Annotated in this window: 16 protein-coding genes; 13 read left to right on the top strand and 3 right to left on the bottom strand. The window is 70.0% G+C overall.

All coding sequences use genetic code 11. From position 1 onward, the window contains the following. Positions 1-188 precede the first annotated feature (188 nt). Positions 189-392, bottom strand: coding sequence for a cold-shock protein (locus ACGF8B_RS19705; protein WP_003967102.1), 204 nt, complete (start codon positions 390-392; stop codon positions 189-191). Between the two features lie 383 nt (positions 393-775). Between ACGF8B_RS19705 and ACGF8B_RS19710 the strand changes: the two genes are divergently transcribed. The 4 genes from ACGF8B_RS19710 to ACGF8B_RS19725 all read left to right on the top strand — a co-directional run bounded on the left by ACGF8B_RS19710 (position 776) and on the right by ACGF8B_RS19725 (position 5,953). Beyond that, the gene (locus tag ACGF8B_RS19710; RefSeq protein ID WP_392739945.1) at positions 776-1,654 is read left to right on the top strand and encodes a menaquinone biosynthetic enzyme MqnA/MqnD family protein; all 879 of its coding nucleotides are present in this window, start codon (positions 776-778) and stop codon (positions 1,652-1,654) included. 545 nt (positions 1,655-2,199) lie between these two features. Further along, complete coding sequence (locus tag ACGF8B_RS19715; RefSeq protein WP_392739948.1) at positions 2,200-4,032, top strand: serine/threonine-protein kinase; 1,833 nt, start codon at positions 2,200-2,202, stop codon at positions 4,030-4,032. Between the two features lie 72 nt (positions 4,033-4,104). After that, positions 4,105-5,304: a cyclic dehypoxanthinyl futalosine synthase gene (mqnC, locus tag ACGF8B_RS19720; RefSeq protein WP_342287212.1), complete on the top strand. Its 1,200-nt coding sequence runs from the start codon at positions 4,105-4,107 to the stop codon at positions 5,302-5,304. A gap of 22 nt (positions 5,305-5,326) precedes the next feature. After that, positions 5,327-5,953 carry a hypothetical protein gene (locus ACGF8B_RS19725; protein ID WP_392739952.1) on the top strand — a complete coding sequence of 209 codons (627 nt, stop codon included), beginning with the start codon at positions 5,327-5,329 and terminating at the stop codon, positions 5,951-5,953. A 124-nt stretch (positions 5,954-6,077) separates the two neighbouring features. Here the strand turns inward: ACGF8B_RS19725 and ACGF8B_RS19730 are convergent, their stop codons facing one another. Further along, entirely contained in the window at positions 6,078-6,839 is a 762-nt protein-coding gene (locus ACGF8B_RS19730; RefSeq protein ID WP_392739954.1) for a DUF3152 domain-containing protein, read from the bottom strand. A gap of 136 nt (positions 6,840-6,975) precedes the next feature. Between ACGF8B_RS19730 and ACGF8B_RS19735 the strand changes: the two genes are divergently transcribed. The 3 genes from ACGF8B_RS19735 to ACGF8B_RS19745 all read left to right on the top strand — a co-directional run bounded on the left by ACGF8B_RS19735 (position 6,976) and on the right by ACGF8B_RS19745 (position 10,449). Beyond that, positions 6,976-7,668 (top strand): demethylmenaquinone methyltransferase, encoded by a 693-nt coding sequence (locus ACGF8B_RS19735; protein WP_392739957.1) that lies wholly within the window; start codon positions 6,976-6,978, stop codon positions 7,666-7,668. Positions 7,669-7,900: 232 nt separating this feature from the next. Beyond that, a complete protein-coding gene (locus tag ACGF8B_RS19740; RefSeq protein ID WP_392739960.1) occupies positions 7,901-9,820 on the top strand; it encodes a zinc ribbon domain-containing protein in 1,920 nt (639 codons plus the stop codon). A gap of 353 nt (positions 9,821-10,173) precedes the next feature. Then, a complete protein-coding gene (locus ACGF8B_RS19745; protein WP_392739962.1) occupies positions 10,174-10,449 on the top strand; it encodes a hypothetical protein in 276 nt (91 codons plus the stop codon). 130 nt (positions 10,450-10,579) lie between these two features. Here ACGF8B_RS19745 and ACGF8B_RS19750 read toward each other — a convergent pair whose 3' ends face one another. Continuing rightward, a complete protein-coding gene (locus tag ACGF8B_RS19750) occupies positions 10,580-11,098 on the bottom strand; it encodes a GNAT family N-acetyltransferase (RefSeq protein ID WP_392739965.1) in 519 nt (172 codons plus the stop codon). Between the two features lie 97 nt (positions 11,099-11,195). On the opposite strand from ACGF8B_RS19750, the gene ACGF8B_RS19755 reads away from it, so the two are divergent. From ACGF8B_RS19755 to ACGF8B_RS19780, 6 genes are all read left to right on the top strand, one after another. Beyond that, a complete protein-coding gene (locus ACGF8B_RS19755) occupies positions 11,196-12,482 on the top strand; it encodes a geranylgeranyl reductase family protein (RefSeq protein WP_342283225.1) in 1,287 nt (428 codons plus the stop codon). 149 nt (positions 12,483-12,631) lie between these two features. Beyond that, entirely contained in the window at positions 12,632-12,949 is a 318-nt protein-coding gene (locus tag ACGF8B_RS19760; protein ID WP_392739967.1) for a hypothetical protein, read from the top strand. 88 nt (positions 12,950-13,037) lie between these two features. Beyond that, a complete protein-coding gene (locus ACGF8B_RS19765; RefSeq protein WP_392739970.1) occupies positions 13,038-13,505 on the top strand; it encodes a hypothetical protein in 468 nt (155 codons plus the stop codon). 9 nt (positions 13,506-13,514) lie between these two features. After that, the gene (locus ACGF8B_RS19770; protein WP_392739973.1) at positions 13,515-15,359 is read left to right on the top strand and encodes an alpha/beta hydrolase; all 1,845 of its coding nucleotides are present in this window, start codon (positions 13,515-13,517) and stop codon (positions 15,357-15,359) included. Positions 15,360-15,450: 91 nt separating this feature from the next. Then, positions 15,451-15,930, top strand: a complete 480-nt coding sequence (locus ACGF8B_RS19775) for a hypothetical protein (RefSeq protein ID WP_392739976.1) — start codon at positions 15,451-15,453, stop codon at positions 15,928-15,930. A gap of 90 nt (positions 15,931-16,020) precedes the next feature. Further along, complete coding sequence (locus tag ACGF8B_RS19780) at positions 16,021-16,155, top strand: hypothetical protein (RefSeq protein ID WP_392740166.1); 135 nt, start codon at positions 16,021-16,023, stop codon at positions 16,153-16,155. Positions 16,156-16,251: the final 96 nt, after the last annotated feature.

Raw genomic sequence — 16,251 nt, forward strand, 5'->3', positions numbered from 1 at the left:
TGTCAAGGTCAAGCGCCGTCGCCCTGCGGGCCCGCAGCGGAGGAAAAGAAGGGCGGGGGGAGAGGAGGAGGAACGGAAAAGGGGCGGAAAGAGGGGGCGGGAAAGGCAGGAGCCCCGTTCCCCGCCGAAGCGGAGGAGCGGGGCTCCTTGGGTACTACTAGCCGGCCGCGATCGGCCGACCCGGGCAACTAGGCCGGGGTGACGTTCTCAGCCTGCGGACCCTTGGGTCCCTGAGTGACGTCGAAGTTCACGACCTGGTTCTCCTCAAGGGAGCGGAACCCGGACGCGTTGATCGCGGAGTAGTGGACGAAGACATCCGGGCCGCCGCCGTCCTGGGCGATGAAGCCGAAGCCCTTTTCAGCGTTGAACCACTTGACGGTTCCGGTAGCCATAAGCCCTCCTTGGGCCAAAGGGTTGCCCTGCTCCAGAACCTGCAAAGAAGTCTGAAAACTACAAAAGCCTGCGGGTTACATGCTCCGCAGGCTCTGTACTGCAAGGGAAACCAAACTGCAACTTGCGTCGAGCCTAGCACGCAGCGTGTATCGAAGGGTAGAGGGAAAGATCACTTCACTCGGATGTTTGATTGCCGTGCTGATGAGCTGACGAAGTGGGCCTACGGGAGGGTGTCGTGGGGGTGACTTCCGGGCGTACGGAGGGGATCCGAGGGCCCTCCCGGAGCGCCTCGGGAGTGAGCCGGAGCGCCTTGGGGGTGAGATCGGGTGCGCCCCGCGCCCCCGGTGCCGTCCGGATCGCGCCACAGGTCTAGCCTCGCGATGTGGACAATTCAACCGTCTCAACCGTCGCAGGCGACGACCGTCGCAGCCGGCCGCGCGTCGGCCACATCCAGTTCCTGAACTGCCTTCCCCTGTACTGGGGACTGGCACGCACCGGAACCCTGCTCGACCTGGAGCTCTCGAAGGACACCCCGGAGAAGCTCAGTGAACAGCTGATCAGGGGTGAGCTGGACATCGGCCCCGTCACCCTGGTCGAGTACCTGCGCAACGCCGACGACCTGGTCGCCTTCCCCGACATCGCGGTGGGCTGCGACGGGCCCGTCATGTCGTGCGTGATCGTGTCGCAGGTGCCGCTGGACCAGCTCGACCGGGCCCGGGTGGCCCTCGGCTCGACCTCGCGCACCTCCGTCCGGCTGGCCCAACTGCTGCTCGCCGAGCGGTACGGGGTCAGCCCGGACTACTACACCTGCCCGCCGGACCTCGGCCTGATGATGCAGGAGGCGGACGCCGCCGTGCTGATCGGCGACGCCGCGCTGCGCGCCAACCTGCACGACGCGCCCCGGCTCGGCCTCCAGGTCCACGACCTGGGGCAGATGTGGAAGGAATGGACCGGGCTGCCGTTCGTCTTCGCGATCTGGGCGGCCCGCAAGGACTACCTGGCGGCCGAGCCGGACCGGGTGGGCAAGGTGCACGAGGCGTTCCTGGCCTCGCGGGACCTCTCCCTGGAGGAGGTCACCAAGGTCGCCGAGCAGGCGGCGCGCTGGGAGGCCTTCGACTCGGAGGTGCTGGAGCGGTACTTCACGACCCTGGACTTCCGCTTCGGACCGGACCAGCTGGCGGGCGTGCGGGAGTTCGCGCGCCGGGTCGGCCCGACGACCGGCTTCCCGGCCGACGTGAAGGTCGAACTGCTCGGCGGCTGAGGTCCGTCGGGGGCGGGAGCAGGTGGCGAGAGCGGCGCGCGGGTCCGGAGCGCGGGTCCGGAGCGCGAATCCGGAGTGCGGGGCGCGGGTTCGCGGTGGGGCGCGGTTCGGAGTTCGGAGTGCGGGGCGCCGGGCGTGCGCCCGGCGCGGGAATGGGCCGGGATATAGGTGAATCCCGTACCTTTCGGGATCGCTTATCCCGTCTCGCGCCTTCCCGTGCCTTCCGCGCTTCTCGCGTCTTCTTCCGCTCCCCGCACCTTCTTCCGACGCATCTCCCGCCGTCTCTCTTATGTGTTTCTGCCGGTACGGCCTCGATTCGGGTTAATACGCGTCGAATAGCCGATTCCCGGACGAGGTCCGCCGGGTGTCCCGGCCGGCTGCGGAATCGCTCGGGTGAACGACGCATTCACGCCTTTTGTTGTGTCGAAAGCCGTTGTTCGTTCCCATAGGGGCGAAATAGGCGGATGGTTTCCTCTGTGACCCGATGACCTTCGCCCCCTAGGCTTCGGTCGGAGGTCAGGCCGGTCCACAGGGGGAGTGTCCATATGCAGCCGCTGGAAGCCGGCGAACCGCTGACCATCGGTGCCTACCGATTGCTCGGCAGGCTCGGTGCGGGCGGCATGGGCCGGGTCTATCTGGGGCGCAGCGCGGGCGGACGCACCGTCGCGGTCAAGGTCGTGCACCCCCATTTCGCGCTGGACGAGCAGTTCCGCGCGCGCTTCCGGCGCGAGGTGGACGCGGCCCGGCGGATCGGCGCGCAGTGGACGGCCCCGGTGCTGGACGCCGACCCGGACGCGCCCATTCCGTGGGTCGCCACCGGTTACGTGGCCGGCCCCGCGCTCTCCGCCGCCGTCGCCGAGCACGGCCCGCTGCCCGAGAACGCGGTACGGACGCTGGGCGCCGGACTCGGGGAGGCGCTGGCCGCGGTGCACGGACAGGGCCTCATCCACCGTGATGTGAAGCCGTCCAACGTACTGCTGGCCCTGGACGGCCCCCGGCTGATCGACTTCGGCATCGCCCACGCCATCGGCGCCACCGCCTCGCTCACCTCCACCGGGGTCTCGGTCGGCTCGCCCGGCTACATGGCGCCTGAGCAGATCCGGGGCGTCGACATCTCGGGCGCGGCCGATGTCTTCTCGCTCGGCGCGGTGCTCGCGTACGCGGCGACCGGTACCGCCCCCTTCCTCGGCGACTCCTCCGCCGTACTCCTCTACAAGGTGGTGCACGAGGAGCCCGAGCTGGGGGAGTTGGAGGGGGACCTGCGGGCGCTGGTCGCCGGGTGCCTGGCGAAGGAGCCCGAGGACCGGCCCACGCCCATGGAGCTGGCCCGGCGGCTGGCACCGGGCGGGGCCGCCGCGCTGGTGGCGGCCGGCTGGCTGCCCGGGCCGCTGGTGCGCGAGGTCAGCCGGGCCGCGGTCGCGCTGCTGGACCTGGAGCCGCAGGACGCGCCGGCGCAGTCGGGGCCGGTGCCGTTCAGCGGGGCGCAGTGGGGTGCCGACGGCGCCGGCGGGGGCAGCGGCCCGAGCGGGTCCGGGGGCCTGGGCGGCGGGTTCGGATCACCGGCCGAGCCCTTCCCCACGCACGATCCGACCCGGCTGTCCCACCCGGGCGTACTGCCCTCGTGGCCCGCGACCGCCGGCGCGGCCCAGTCGGCCAGGACGTCGGGGGCGTTCGGACCGCCGCCGCGGACCGGGCCCTCCGGGATGCCCGGGCAACGCGCGTCCGACCCGCATTTCTCCGTCACCGTCAGCGCGGACTCCGGCCCGGCCCGGCCGGACGCGAACCGCGGCCGGCGGCTCAGCTGCACCGTCGCCCTCGCGGTGGCGGGCGCGCTCGCCGCGGTGACCGTGGGCAGCGCGTTCCTCTTCGACCTGCTGCCGGGCGGCGGCAGCCGGAACAGCGCCGAGCACGGCAACGTCGGCAGCAACCCGCCCGCCGCCACCGCGTCCGGCCGGCCGTCGCAGCCCGCGGACTCGGCGACCGCGAGCCCGGAGCAGATCGCCGAGCTGCCGAAGGAGTTCATCGGCACCTGGAAGGGCCCGGCCACCGAGAAGACCACCGGGGCGCCGCACGGCACCCTCACCGCCGTCTTCACCGCGGGGAAGAAGGGCACGGACGTGGTCAGGATGAACACCGAGATCAGCGGCCTCGGAACCACCGTCAGCTGCAACAGCGTCGCCAGCCTCACCTCCGGCACCGCCGAGGAGCTCACCCTCCACGAACGTGTCGACCCGGACCGCCCCAGCACCCCGGCCCTGTGCACCTCCACCACCACCGACGTCCACTTCACCCTGACCTCCGACGGCACCCTGAGTTTCCGGTCCGAGGAGCGGGGCGCGGGCCTGCCGTACGCCACGCTCACCAGGTCCGGCGGCTGACCCCGAGAGGGGCTGGCGTACGCTGAACCGGTCCGTAGATCCGTTGAAAAACCGCCGAAAGGTGACAGCCCGGTGACCGAGAAGGCCGACCTCCAGCCCATCCTCGACCGAGCCGCCGAGGGCGGTCGGATCTCCCCGGAGGAGGCGCTCGACCTCTACCGTTCGGCGCCGCTGCACGCGCTGGGTGCGGCCGCCGACGCCGTACGCCGACGCCGTTACGCCGGTACGGAGCACATCGCGACGTACATCATCGAGCGCAACATCAACTACACGAACGTCTGCGTCACGGCCTGCAAGTTCTGCGCCTTCTACGCCGCGCCGAAGGACACCGCCAAGGGCTGGACGCGCGACCTCGACGACATCCTGCGCCGCTGCGCGGAGACCGTCGAACTCGGCGGCACGCAGATCATGTTCCAGGGCGGGCACCACCCGGACTACGGCGTCGAGTACTACGAGGAGCACTTCTCCGCGATCAAGAAGGCGTTCCCGCAGCTGGTCATCCACTCGCTGGGCGCCTCCGAGATCGAGCACATGGCCCGGATCTCCAAGGTCTCCGTCGAGGAGGCCATCCAGCGCATCCACACCGCCGGTCTCGACTCCTTCGCGGGAGCCGGCGCCGAGCTGCTGCCGGCCCGGCCGCGCAAGGCGATCGCCCCGCTGAAGGAGTCCGGCGAGCGCTGGCTGGAGATCATGGAGGCGGCGCACCGCCTCGGTGTCGAGTCCACCTCCACCATGCTGATGGGCACCGGCGAGACCAACGCCGAGCGCATCGAGCACCTGCGGATGATCCGCGACGTACAGGACCGGACGGGCGGCTTCCGCGCGTTCATCCCGTACACGTACCAGCCGGAGAACAACAAGCTGAAGGGCCAGACGCAGGCCACGCTCTTCGAGTACCTGCGGATGATCGCCATCGCCCGGATCTTCCTGGACAACGTCGCCCACATCCAGGGCTCCTGGCTGACCACCGGCAAGGAGGTCGGCCAGCTGTCGCTGCACTACGGCGCCGACGACCTGGGCTCGATCATGCTGGAGGAGAACGTCGTCTCCTCGGCCGGTGCCAAGCACCGCTCCAACCGCCTGGAGATCATCGATCTGATCCGCAAGGCGGACCGGGTGCCGGCCCAGCGCGCCACCACCTACGAACACCTCGTCGTCCACGACGACCCGGCGAACGACCCGGTCGACGAGCGCGTGGTCTCGCACATCTCGTCCACGGCGATCGACGGCGGCACGGCCCACCCGGAGCTGAAGCTCCTCGGCGCCAACTGAGCCCGGCCGGTCCGAGGCAGCCTTGCTGACAGTTCACGCCGCCGACGCGGTCATCGGCGCCCCGGACGGGGCGGACTCCGTTGCCGTGGACGGCGGCGCGGTCGTCGCCATCGGCCGGTACGCGGAGCTGACCGCCGCCCGTCCGCAGGCCAGGGTCAGGCGCTGGTCCGGGCTGATCACCCCCGGGCTGCTGAACGCGGCGGCCCCGGCCCTGCTGGAGGCCGCCTACCACCCGGATCCGCGCGAGGCCGACGAGCACGGCACCGAACCGCTCACCGGCGACGCGCTCACCGCACTCGGCATGGACGACGCCCGCTGGGGCGCGAGTGCCCGGCGCGGGTTGCAACGGATGCTGCGGCACGGCACGACCGCCGTGCGGGGCCCGTTCACCCGCCCCGCCGTGCGTACCGCGGTCGCCCGCTCGGGGCTGCGGGTCCACGCCCCCGGCCCGGCGACGGATGCGGCGTCGCTCGACCCGCTGGCATCCCTGCCGGAGCCGGGCGACGCGTTCGCGGCGGCGCTGACCGTCGGCGGCCCCGCGGACCTGGCGGTGTTCGGCGTACCGGACCTGGCGGCCCTGCGCACCGAGGGCGCCGGGAGCTGCACGGCGACAGTGCTCGGCGGGCGGCTGGTCTTCCGCCGCAGCTGACGCGCGCGGTTGATACGTACGTGCGGCCGACAGGAATGCACAGTTGATACGTGCGCACGGTCGACAGGAATGCACAGTTGATACGTGCGCACGGTCGACACGTGCGCACCTGCGGCGGGCCGGCTCACGGGACCTGCGGGCCGCCCAGATAGCGGCCATCGGCGTCGTACGGCCAGGCGTTGGAGACGCATCCCTTCAGCCCGTATATCTGCTGCATCATCGCGGGGGCGGGGCGCCCCTTGCCCGGGCAGGTCTCGTGGCCGTGGCCCAGCCAGTGGCCGACCTCGTGATTGATGATCAGGGCCCGGTACTCGGCGAGCGGGCCGTGGAACTCGGGCGATCCCCGCTGCCAGCGCTTGAGGTTGACCATGACGTCGGTGCCGACCCGGCAGTTGACCTCGCCATGGGTGTCGAGGCCGCTCCTGCCGCAGATGGCGTCGGTGGTCCCCGGCGTGGCGATCCGGATGACGAGTCCGGCCGGCCCTTCGGAGACCCGGCGGAAGGTGTGCTCGCCGTGGTGCGACCAGCCGCGTGGCGCGGCCAGGATCCCGGCGATCTCGGCGGCGGCCCGGTCCGGGTCGACGCCCGATCCGTTCTCCACCTCGACCCGGTACGCCATGCCCTTGCTCCGGCCCGCGCCCTTGTCCTTCTTGTCCCCGCCCCGGTCCCCGCCGGCATCGGGAGCACCGGCGACGGTGAACGTGCCGGTGCCCGGCGAACTCGCGGACGCGGACGGCGTGGACGCCTTCCCCCCGTCGCCGGCGCTCTCCCGGGGCACCAGCACGGCGGCGGCACAGAGCAGCGCCACCGGGACGGCGACGGCGACGAGCAGGCGCCCCCGGCGGCGTTCCGGCTGCGACCTGACGCGTGCGTCTCGTACGGACATCTGGGTTCCCCCCTGGATCCCGGTGGCTCGGTGCCCCTTCAGTCTGACCGCCGGTGGAACGGATTGGTTCAGTCCACTCGGGTAACGACTTGCGACCGGCGCGGAGCGGCCGGGACCGGGCTGCTTGAATGGGTGGGTGACCCGAGCATCCCTGGACAAGCAGCCGCACGAAGTCGCCACGATGTTCGACGGCGTGGCGGCGAACTACGACCTCACCAACGACGTGCTGTCGCTCGGCCAGGCCCGGCTGTGGCGCAAGGAGGTCGCGAAGGCGGTGCACGCCCGGCCCGCGGAGAAGATCCTGGACCTGGCCGCGGGCACGGCGACGTCGTCACTGCCGTTCGCCGCGACGGGCGCGTACGTCGTGCCGTGCGACTTCTCCCTCGGGATGCTCCAGGAGGGCAAGAGGCGCAACTCCTGGCTGCCCTTCACCGCGGGCGACGCCACCAGGCTGCCGTTCCGCGACGGGACGTTCGACGCGGTGACGATCTCCTTCGGGCTGCGCAACGTCCAGGACACGGACGCGGCGCTGCGCGAGCTGTACCGGGTGACCAAGCCGGGTGGCCGGGTGGTGATCTGCGAGTTCTCTTCGCCGACCTGGGCGCCGTTCCGCACGGTCTACACCGAGTACCTGATGCGGGCGCTGCCGCCGGTCGCCCGCGCGGTGTCCTCCAACCCCGACGCGTACGTCTACCTCGCCGAATCCATCCGTGCCTGGCCCGACCAGCCCGGACTCGCGGCCGCGCTCCAGCGGGCCGGCTGGTCGAAGGTCGCCTGGCGCAACCTCACGGGCGGAGTGGTGGCGCTGCACCGGGGCGTACGCCCCTGAGCGCAGTCCCGCCGGCCCGCAGGCAACGCCCCTTGTAGTCGGCGCTTCCTGTAGGCACGCTTCGGCTGGGTAACGCTTCCTGTGGGCAACGCTTCGCAGGCAACGCTTCGGCTGGGCAACGCTTCGGCGAATTCCGGCGCGGGGAACCGGGTGGCGGGGTAGACGTGTCCGTTGAAACGCACATGTCTTCCCCGACGTCGTCCCCCTCCCCGTTCCTGCCGCCGGAGCCCGCATGCCGTTGTACTGCCCCTTCTGTGGAACACCGGCCCCGGGCGGGGCGCGCTTCTGTATGAAGTGCGGGCGCGAACGCCCGACGACCGCCGACGAGGCAGCGGCCGCCGCCCCGCCGGCGATGCCGGCCGCTCCGCCCCGGCCCGAGCCGCTCGGACCGCCGTCCCACCGGCCCCCGCCGCCCGGCCACACGCCGATGCCGGCCGCTCCACCGCCGCCGGGCCCGCCCGGCCAGGTGGTTCCGTCGCCCCTCGGCGCGTTCTTCGGCCGGACCTTCCGGGGCGACTGGGCGGGTTCGGCGAAGGCGGCCGCCTGGCCCACCGGACTGATCCTGGCCCTCGCGGTGGCGCTCGCCGTCCCCTCGTACGGGCAGGGCGACGACATCGTCGTCGGCTGGGGCGACCGGCTGCGGATCGCGCTGGCGATGCTGCTCCAGGCGTTCGGCGGCGGCTTCGAGCTGCGGTCCACCGGCCCGGTCGGCGGCGGTTTCGAGAGCGGCGGATACTACGGCGACGGCGACGCCGGCGGCATGTCGCAGGGCGGCGCCTCGCTGGCCGTGGTCCCGCTGACCGTCACCGTGCTGTGGGTGGGCGCGCTGATCCTCGGCGCCCGCCGGGTCCGTGCGCAGGGCGGCGGACCGGAGGCGGCGGTACGGATCGGCCTGGTGGCCTCCGCCGCCGTGCTGGTCCTCGGACTGTTCGCCCAGCCCGATGTCGCGGGCGTATCGGTCTCGTCCGCGCCGCTCCTCGCCACGTTCGGGGCGCTGGTCATCTCGCTGCTCGTCACCGGCGGAGTGCTCCGGCGCGACGCCGCGGCACAGTGGCTGGCAGCGCGCCCGGCGGCGCTCACCACGGTCCGGGCAGTGGGAACGGCCGTACGGGCCCTGGGCGCGGTGCTCCTGTTCTGCGGCCTGGCCGGGTACATCGTGTACGCCAACGCCGACGGCGTGGACGGCGAGGCCATGCTGATCGCGCTGCCGCTGCTGCCGAACATCGGCCTGGCGGTACTCGGGCTGAGCTGGGGCGCCCCCGTCGAGTACGACATGCGCGGACAGGTGAACCTCTTCGGCTCGGGCCTGGAGCACGGCTCCGTCGGGCTGCCCGAACTGGGCGAGGAAGTGAACGGCTGGGCGGTGACCGGAGCACTGGCCATCGGTCTGGTCTGTGCGCTGGCCGTGGGTCTCTGGGCCGCGCGCCGTTCGGCGGACCGCCGCGAACAGGCCACCGCGGGCGCGCTGTTCCTCGGGATGTTCCTGGTACTGAGCGGCATCGGCGGAGTGTCCGTCGAGCTGTCGGGCGGCTTCGGGGACATGGGTGGCCAGGGCACGGCGGAGCTGGCGACGAGCGTGCCGGACGCGCTGTTGTTCGGCCTGTTGTGGGTGGGCGGCGCGGTGCTCGTGGCACCGCATCTGCTGCGGCTGACGGGGCGGACGACTCAGGCCGCGCCACAGGCGCCGATGCCGATGCCGGGGTCGGGGCCGGGGCCGGGTTCGATGCCGGGGTCGGGGCCGACGTCGGGTTCGGCACCGGGCCCCGAGCCCATGCCTACGCCCATGCCGACGCCCATGCCGACGCCCATGCCGTCCACGTCCCCGCTGCCGCCGCTGCCGGGCACGGCGCCGGAGGCCCCGGCAACGGTGGTCCCGCCGACGCCGGCCCCGTACGACCCCGCTGCGGCGGACCCGACCGCGCCCCCGACCGCGGCGCCGACCCCGTACGACATGCGGACCGTCGCACTGCCCACCGATCCCGCATCCGATCCCGCATCCGATGCCGCATCCGATGCCGCATCCGATGCCGCATCCGCATCCGCGACCACCGCCCCGCCCGGCTCCCGCAAGCGCTCCGCCCTCGTCTGGACCGGCACCCTCGTCGCGGCGCTGCTCGTCGGTGGTGGAGCGACGGCCGGGGGCTGGCCCTGACGGACGGCGGAGGCGGGGCCGGAGCGGTCGAGGACGAGAGGCCCACCGCCGGGGCCCGGAACAGCCGGCCGCCCTCGGCCGAGCCGACGCCGCAACAGACCCCCTCCACCGGCCCGCCCGCCCCGAGCACCACCTCCACCGTCTCCGCCACCCCGTCCGCCCCCGCCGCCCCGACCGTCCCCGAGGGCTTCCGGCTCGTCTCCGACACCGCCGGCTTCTCCTTCGCGGTCCCCACCGTCTGGGACCGGCAGAGCGAGAAGAACCACCAGATCACCTACGCGGGTTCCACCGGACGGGCCGCGCTCAAGGTCGGCGTCATCCGCAACGCCCCGTACACCTCGTACGGCAACTTCGTGACGCTGGAGCGGACCGCCGACACCAACCAGAAGAACTACCGCCGCATCGGGCTGACGGCCAACACCTTCCAGGGGCGGCCCGGTGCGATCTGGGAGTACACGTACGAGGACCGGGAGAGCGGCGAGACGATCCACGCGATCGACCAGAGCTACATCGCGGACGACGGCACCGAGTACGCCGTCTACACCACCGAACGCGACACCGAATGGCCAGGTGCCCGGCGGATCTTCGACACCGCCCTGTCCACCTGGACGCTCAACGACACCGACTGAGGCCCGCGTTCAGGGCGTCGGAGTCACAGGACCAACCGAAAGCAGACCACTCCCCGGCCTGTCCCCGGCCTGTCCCCGGCCTGTCCCCGGCCTGTCCCCGGCCCGTCCCCGGCCCGTCTCCGGCCCGGGGTCACAGGGACAGGCGGAAGCAGACCACTTCCCGGCCCGTCCCCGGTGCCGGGAAGCTCTCCGCCCGCTCCATCCCCAGGCGCCGGGCCACGGCCAGGGACCGCTCGTTCTCCGCGTCGATCGTCGCCACCACCCGCTCCACCCCGGCGGTGCGCAGCCGCTCCAGCGTGAGGCGCGCGGCGGTGGTGGCGTAGCCCCGGCCCCAGGCCGACCGGGCCAGCCGCCACCCGATCTCGATCTCGCCGACCGGCCCGTGATCGGCCCGCGGCCACGGCTGGGCGCCCGTGAAGCCGGCCACCTCGCCGTCCGCGCCCAGCACCGTCCACAGGCAGTAGCCGAGTTCGGCGTCGAGTCTGCGCTGGCGGGCGGTCCACTCCTCGTACATCGAGAGCTCCTCCGACGCGCCGCCGAAGAACTCCATCACCTCGGGATCGTCGAACGCGCGATGCCAGGACAGCGCGTCCTCGTCGATCGGCACGCGCAGCTGTACGGAGGGTGCACCGGGAAGCACGGTCGACATCTGGGAGCCCTTCGGAATGTTGATCGGCGGACCCCCATAGACTGCACGGGACAGGTGCCGCGCGGCACGTGATTTCGAGTCTTCGGGAGATCCGACCGTGACCGAGCAGCCCCTCTCCGAACACAGCGCGGATGTGATCGTCGTCGGGGCAGGCCCGGCCGGTTCCACGACGGCGTACTACCTGGCCAAGGCCGGACTGGACGTCCTGCTCCTGGAGAAGACGGCCTTCCCCCGCGAGAAGGTCTGCGGCGACGGCCTCACCCCGCGCGCGACCAAGCAGCTGGTCTCCATGGGCATCGACATCTCCGAAGAGGCCGGCTGGCTGCGCAACAAGGGCCTGCGCATCATCGGCGGCGGCGTCCGCCTCCAGCTGGACTGGCCCGACCTCGCCTCGTACCCGGACTACGGACTGGTCCGCAAGCGCGACGACTTCGACGAGCAGCTGGCCCGTCAGGCGCAGAAGGCGGGCGCGCGGCTGTACGAGCGCTGCAACGTCGGCGCCCCGATCGTCGACGACCGCACCGGCCGCATCACCGGTGTCAACGCGAAGCTCGGCGAGGAGAAGCGCGAAGTCACCTTCCACGCACCTCTCGTCGTCGCCGCCGACGGCAACTCCACCCGGCTGTCGCTCGCCATGGGCCTGCACCGCCGCGAGGACCGCCCGATGGGCGTCGCCGTCCGTACGTACTTCACCTCGCCCCGTCACGACGACGACTACCTGGAGTCCTGGCTGGAGCTCTGGGACCGCCGCGGCCCCCAGGACCGGCTGCTGCCCGGCTACGGCTGGATCTTCGGCATGGGCGACGGCACGTCCAACGTCGGCCTCGGCATCCTCAACTCCTCCTCCGCGTTCAAGGAGCTGGACTGGCGCGAGGTCCTCAAGGCGTGGTGCGCCTCGATGCCGGAGGACTGGGGCTACACCCCCGAGAACATGACGATGCCGATCCGCGGCGCCGCCCTCCCGATGGCCTTCAACCGCCAGCCGCACTACACCAAGGGCCTGCTGCTCGTCGGTGACGCGGGCGGCATGGTCAACCCGTTCAACGGCGAGGGCATCGCGTACGCCATGGAGTCGGGCCAGATCGCCGCCGACGTCATCGTCCAGGCCCACGCCCGCGCGACCCCCGCCCAGCGCGAACTGGCCCTGAACAACTACCCGAAGGTGCTCAAGGAGACCTACGGCGGCTACTACACGATGGGCCGCGCCTTCGTGAAGCTGATCGGCAACCCGAAGGTCATGAAGGTCGCCACCCAGCGCGGCCTGACGCACCCGCTGCTGATGAAGTTCACCCTCAAGATGCTCGCCAACCTCACCGACCCCACGGGCGGCGACGCGATGGACCGCATCATCAACGGGCTGTCGAAGGTGGCCCCGCGGGCCTGAAGACTCAAGCAGTCCTGCGCCCGGTCGTGCTCCGCTGAGCCGACCAGCACCGACGTACTCGTGCCGGCGGAACAACAAGCGTTGTTCGGCCGGCACGTTGCGTTCGGGGGTGCCCCACTGCGTTGCTACGGCCTGTCGAGTCGTCGCACATGACCATCCCTGCACGGCTTCCGCAGGCCGACGAGCTCGCCGGCGCGCGAAGCGATGAGGTATTCGCCACGGCGATGCCGAGATGCAGCAACGCCGCTCGCACCAACCGGCTCTTCAAGCCAATTTCCATACCCGCCCCGGCCTTCGGCTCGCCTGATTCCTCGGCGACGCTCAACGCACCGGGCCAGAATCCGCAGAGTATCCGGCGATCGCTTCAGGCCGGTCCTCGCATCGTGCTCGGACACAGCGGGGCAGACACTCAGATTCAGGCCGATCCGACCAGCCTCGCGGACGCCACTGTCGCACTGTTCTCGTAACGTCTGTAGCGGCAGCCTCACGTAGCGCAACCGGCGGCTGCACAGGCTTTCCCGAGCCGGGCTCGGGACACGGGGAGGACGATCGCACATGGCATGGAACGAGTGGGAACGACTGAAAGCCGACGCGGCCCGGCGTCACACCACGAACATGCAGATCAACAGTGCGTCGCCCGATGGCGGCTATGTCGAAGCAACGGGCGGCCCTGCTGCCACTGGCGACCTCAAGTCCGAGAAGGCGGCCTGGGTTGCCGCCGCTGAAGGCGTCGCCGATCAGCGTAAGCGCTTGGGCAAAGCCCTCACCGCGCTGACTACCGGGCAGAAGGGGATCGGCGAGAACGAAGGCTGCATGACCGCTGCTGCCCAGAGCACTGTGCACACCTCCTGGCACACCTACGCCAAGACGCTGGACGAGAAGTGCCAGGACCTGCAACAGATCTTGGAGAAGACCGGCCACGAGTTCCATGCCACCGACGAGTCGGTCAAGGACGAGTTGAACAAGCTCAAGACCAAGTACCAGGACACACCCGCCGCGGGTGGTCAAGCAGAGGAACGGTGATCGGGCGCCATGAACTACGCGACTCTCAGCGCACTCAAGTTGTCCGAGTTCACGGAGGCCGCCGATGGCTACCGGTCGTTGAGCGACAGTGCCAGCACCTCGAAGGACGACATCGACAACCGTGTGGCCGCCGGCATGCGCAAGGCCCTTGAGGGAGAAGCTGCCGGCTCTGCGCAGGGCGCACTCAAGGCGTTGTCCGACAACTTCCACTATGTCCAGACGGAGTGCGGTCTGATCAGCACCGCGCTCAACGGATTCATCTACGACATCGAGGTGGCCAAGAAGAAACTGGACGCCGCAGTTGCTGATGCGGGGGCTGCGAAGTGCACGGTCAACCCGGACGGCTCGGTCAGCTACCCGGCCGGCGGAGCCGAAGTCGACGGCAAGGTCCCCGCGGGCGGTACTGCGAGTGGGCTGACGGATTCCAGTGCGAGGGGAGTGGGGCGCCAGGCCGCGAACCTCGACCCCAATCCTCATCACCGAGCCGCGCAGGAATGCGCGGACCGCATTGCCGCGGCACTCAAGGAAGCCACCGAGGCAGACGAGAAGTGGGCCCCTAAGCTGCGTGCGTTGAAAGCTGACGACGACCTGACGGTTTCGGCCCGCGATTGGGTCGACGCAAAGTCGGACATGGGCGGTGCGAGCAAGGCCGCTGAGAACTACTTCGGCAGCATCAAGCATCCGCCCGAGGAGGGAAATTCAGAGGACAACGCCCAATGGTGGAAGGACCTCAGTCCGCAGGAACGTGAAGCGTATCTCTCGCTCCACCCCGACGTAGTCGGTGCTCTCGACGGCCTTCCGGCAGAGGTGCGTGACGAGGCGAATCGTACGCTCTTCTCCGAGACCAGGGCCAAGTATCAAATGGATCTCGACTCCATCCCTGCTGAGCCGGCCAAGAAGTTCAAGACGATCAACACCATCAACGGCCCCTTCGAAGTGCACTCCGACGAGTGGAGGGCGTGGAACGAGAAATATGGTGATCGGAAGTCTGAACTGCAGGGCGTTATGCGGGGTATGACTGCCATCCAGGGGCGTTTCGACAGAACGGGCGAGAACGGGCTGCCCGAGGCCTACCTGCTCGGATTCGACCCTGTCGGCAAGGGAGACGGCAAGGTCATCCTGGCAAACGGGAATCCGGACACCGCTGACCACACAGGCGTTTACGTCCCCGGAACCGGCTCGAATCTTGAAAACATCGGCAAAGACCTCCACCGCGGCGACATTCTGTGGGCGACGAGTGACAAGCTCGCCCCCGGACAGAAGATTTCGACAATTACTTGGTTCGACTACGACGCCCCACGGTCCGCCTTCCCGGGCGACAAGGGCGACGCCATTCCTGAAGCGATGCACGATCAGTACGCCGAGAAAGCCGGGCCGACCTTGCGAGGATTCATGGACGGGAACCGCGTCGCGCACCAGGGTGAATCCGGAACAGGCACCCCCGGGCACACGACGCTGATCGGGCACAGCTACGGGAGCACCGTCATCGGTGACGCCGCCAAGTCCGGTACCTTTCACGACGGTCCCTTGGCTGCTGATGACGTGGTCGCCGTTGGTAGTCCGGGTATGCAAGCCGACCGCGCCGCGGATCTTGGCATCAAGCACGGCCACATGTGGGCGGAGCAGGGTGGCGGCAGCGACAACTTCGTGACGGGTGGAGGAAAAGTTATCGGACTCGGGGATAACTGGACTATTCCGACAGATCCCGATTTCGGTGCGAATATTATGCAATCGGACGCTGCTGACCATGGTGCGTACTGGAACGGCAGCGACGACGGCTCGAAGCCGTCGGTCAGCCTGAAGAATCAGGCACGTGTCATTGTCGGCGACTACGGAAGCGTGACCCTTGACTAACGCTCGATCGACGTCGCTGTCGCAGTTTCGACGGTTTCCTCTGCTCCTGTGTGCAGTTGCCCTAGCTCTCCCTCTGGCAGGTTGTTCATCCGTGAAGACTGACAACGAGAAGCTCGGATACGAGCCCCAGGTGCTGGACGTCGAGGCGGCGGAGCAGGAGGTGAACGACATTTCCAGCAGGCTGCTCGACGCGATGAACGTCAAGGGTAGGACCGAGGGGTCGGGAGCCATGATCGCTCAGTGCGAAGCCGTAGATCCCGACATGAAGAACTACTACACGGTGGCTCACCCCTGGTCGATCTACGACCTCAAGAAGGGGACGTTCGAAGAGGCTATGCAAAACCTGCGGGATGAACTTCCCAGAATGGGCTGGAAGATCACGAGGGACGGTGAGACGAAGTCGATCGCGAAGAATCCTGAGATTGTGGCTGTAGACACCAAGAGCCATCACACCGTGACGATCGAGTGGGCCAAGAACAGGTCCGGCGACCTGAAGCAGCTGATCAGTATCGATGTCGGCTCTCGCTGCTACAGAGCCCCCGAAGGAACCGACCTCTCCACCGCGCACTGATGCCTGCAAGGGACCGCGGTTCGACTCGAAACTGCGGCAGGCGGCTTTGGGCCTCGCCGCAGTGGGTGCCGAGTGAAGTACAGAGCCGAGGTGTTCGCGGTATCGCAGGAGACGCTTCGGCTGGGTATCCGCCTGAAGATGCTCGCCAACCTCACCGACCCCACGGGCGGCGACGCGATGGACCGCATCATCAACGGGCTGTCGAAGGTGGCCCCGCGGGCCTGATCCTTCTCCCCGGCCGCCCGGCCGCCCCGCCGCCCGGCCGCCCCGGGCCCGGTCGACCTTCCGTTCCCCTGATCGACGTCACCGGCGCGGTGGGGG

The sequence above is a fragment of the Streptomyces sp. NPDC047917 genome, assembly GCF_043204345.1.
In the GTDB taxonomy this organism is placed as follows: Bacteria; Actinomycetota; Actinomycetes; order Streptomycetales; family Streptomycetaceae; genus Streptomyces; species Streptomyces sanglieri.

Bases quoted from the DNA above. Each gene is read 5' to 3' on its own strand.
- ACGF8B_RS19750 (WP_392739965.1), bottom strand. From the start codon at position 11,098: ATGTCGACCGTGCTTCCCGGTGCACCCTCCGTACAGCTGCGCGTGCCG.
- ACGF8B_RS19760 (WP_392739967.1), top strand. From the start codon at position 12,632: ATGACCATCCCTGCACGGCTTCCGCAGGCCGACGAGCTCGCCGGCGCG.
- ACGF8B_RS19765 (WP_392739970.1), top strand. From the start codon at position 13,038: ATGGCATGGAACGAGTGGGAACGACTGAAAGCCGACGCGGCCCGGCGT.
- ACGF8B_RS19715 (WP_392739948.1), top strand. From the start codon at position 2,200: ATGCAGCCGCTGGAAGCCGGCGAACCGCTGACCATCGGTGCCTACCGA.
- ACGF8B_RS19730 (WP_392739954.1), bottom strand. From the start codon at position 6,839: ATGTCCGTACGAGACGCACGCGTCAGGTCGCAGCCGGAACGCCGCCGG.
- ACGF8B_RS19740 (WP_392739960.1), top strand. From the start codon at position 7,901: ATGCCGTTGTACTGCCCCTTCTGTGGAACACCGGCCCCGGGCGGGGCG.
- ACGF8B_RS19770 (WP_392739973.1), top strand. From the start codon at position 13,515: ATGAACTACGCGACTCTCAGCGCACTCAAGTTGTCCGAGTTCACGGAG.
- ACGF8B_RS19705 (WP_003967102.1), bottom strand. From the start codon at position 392: ATGGCTACCGGAACCGTCAAGTGGTTCAACGCTGAAAAGGGCTTCGGC.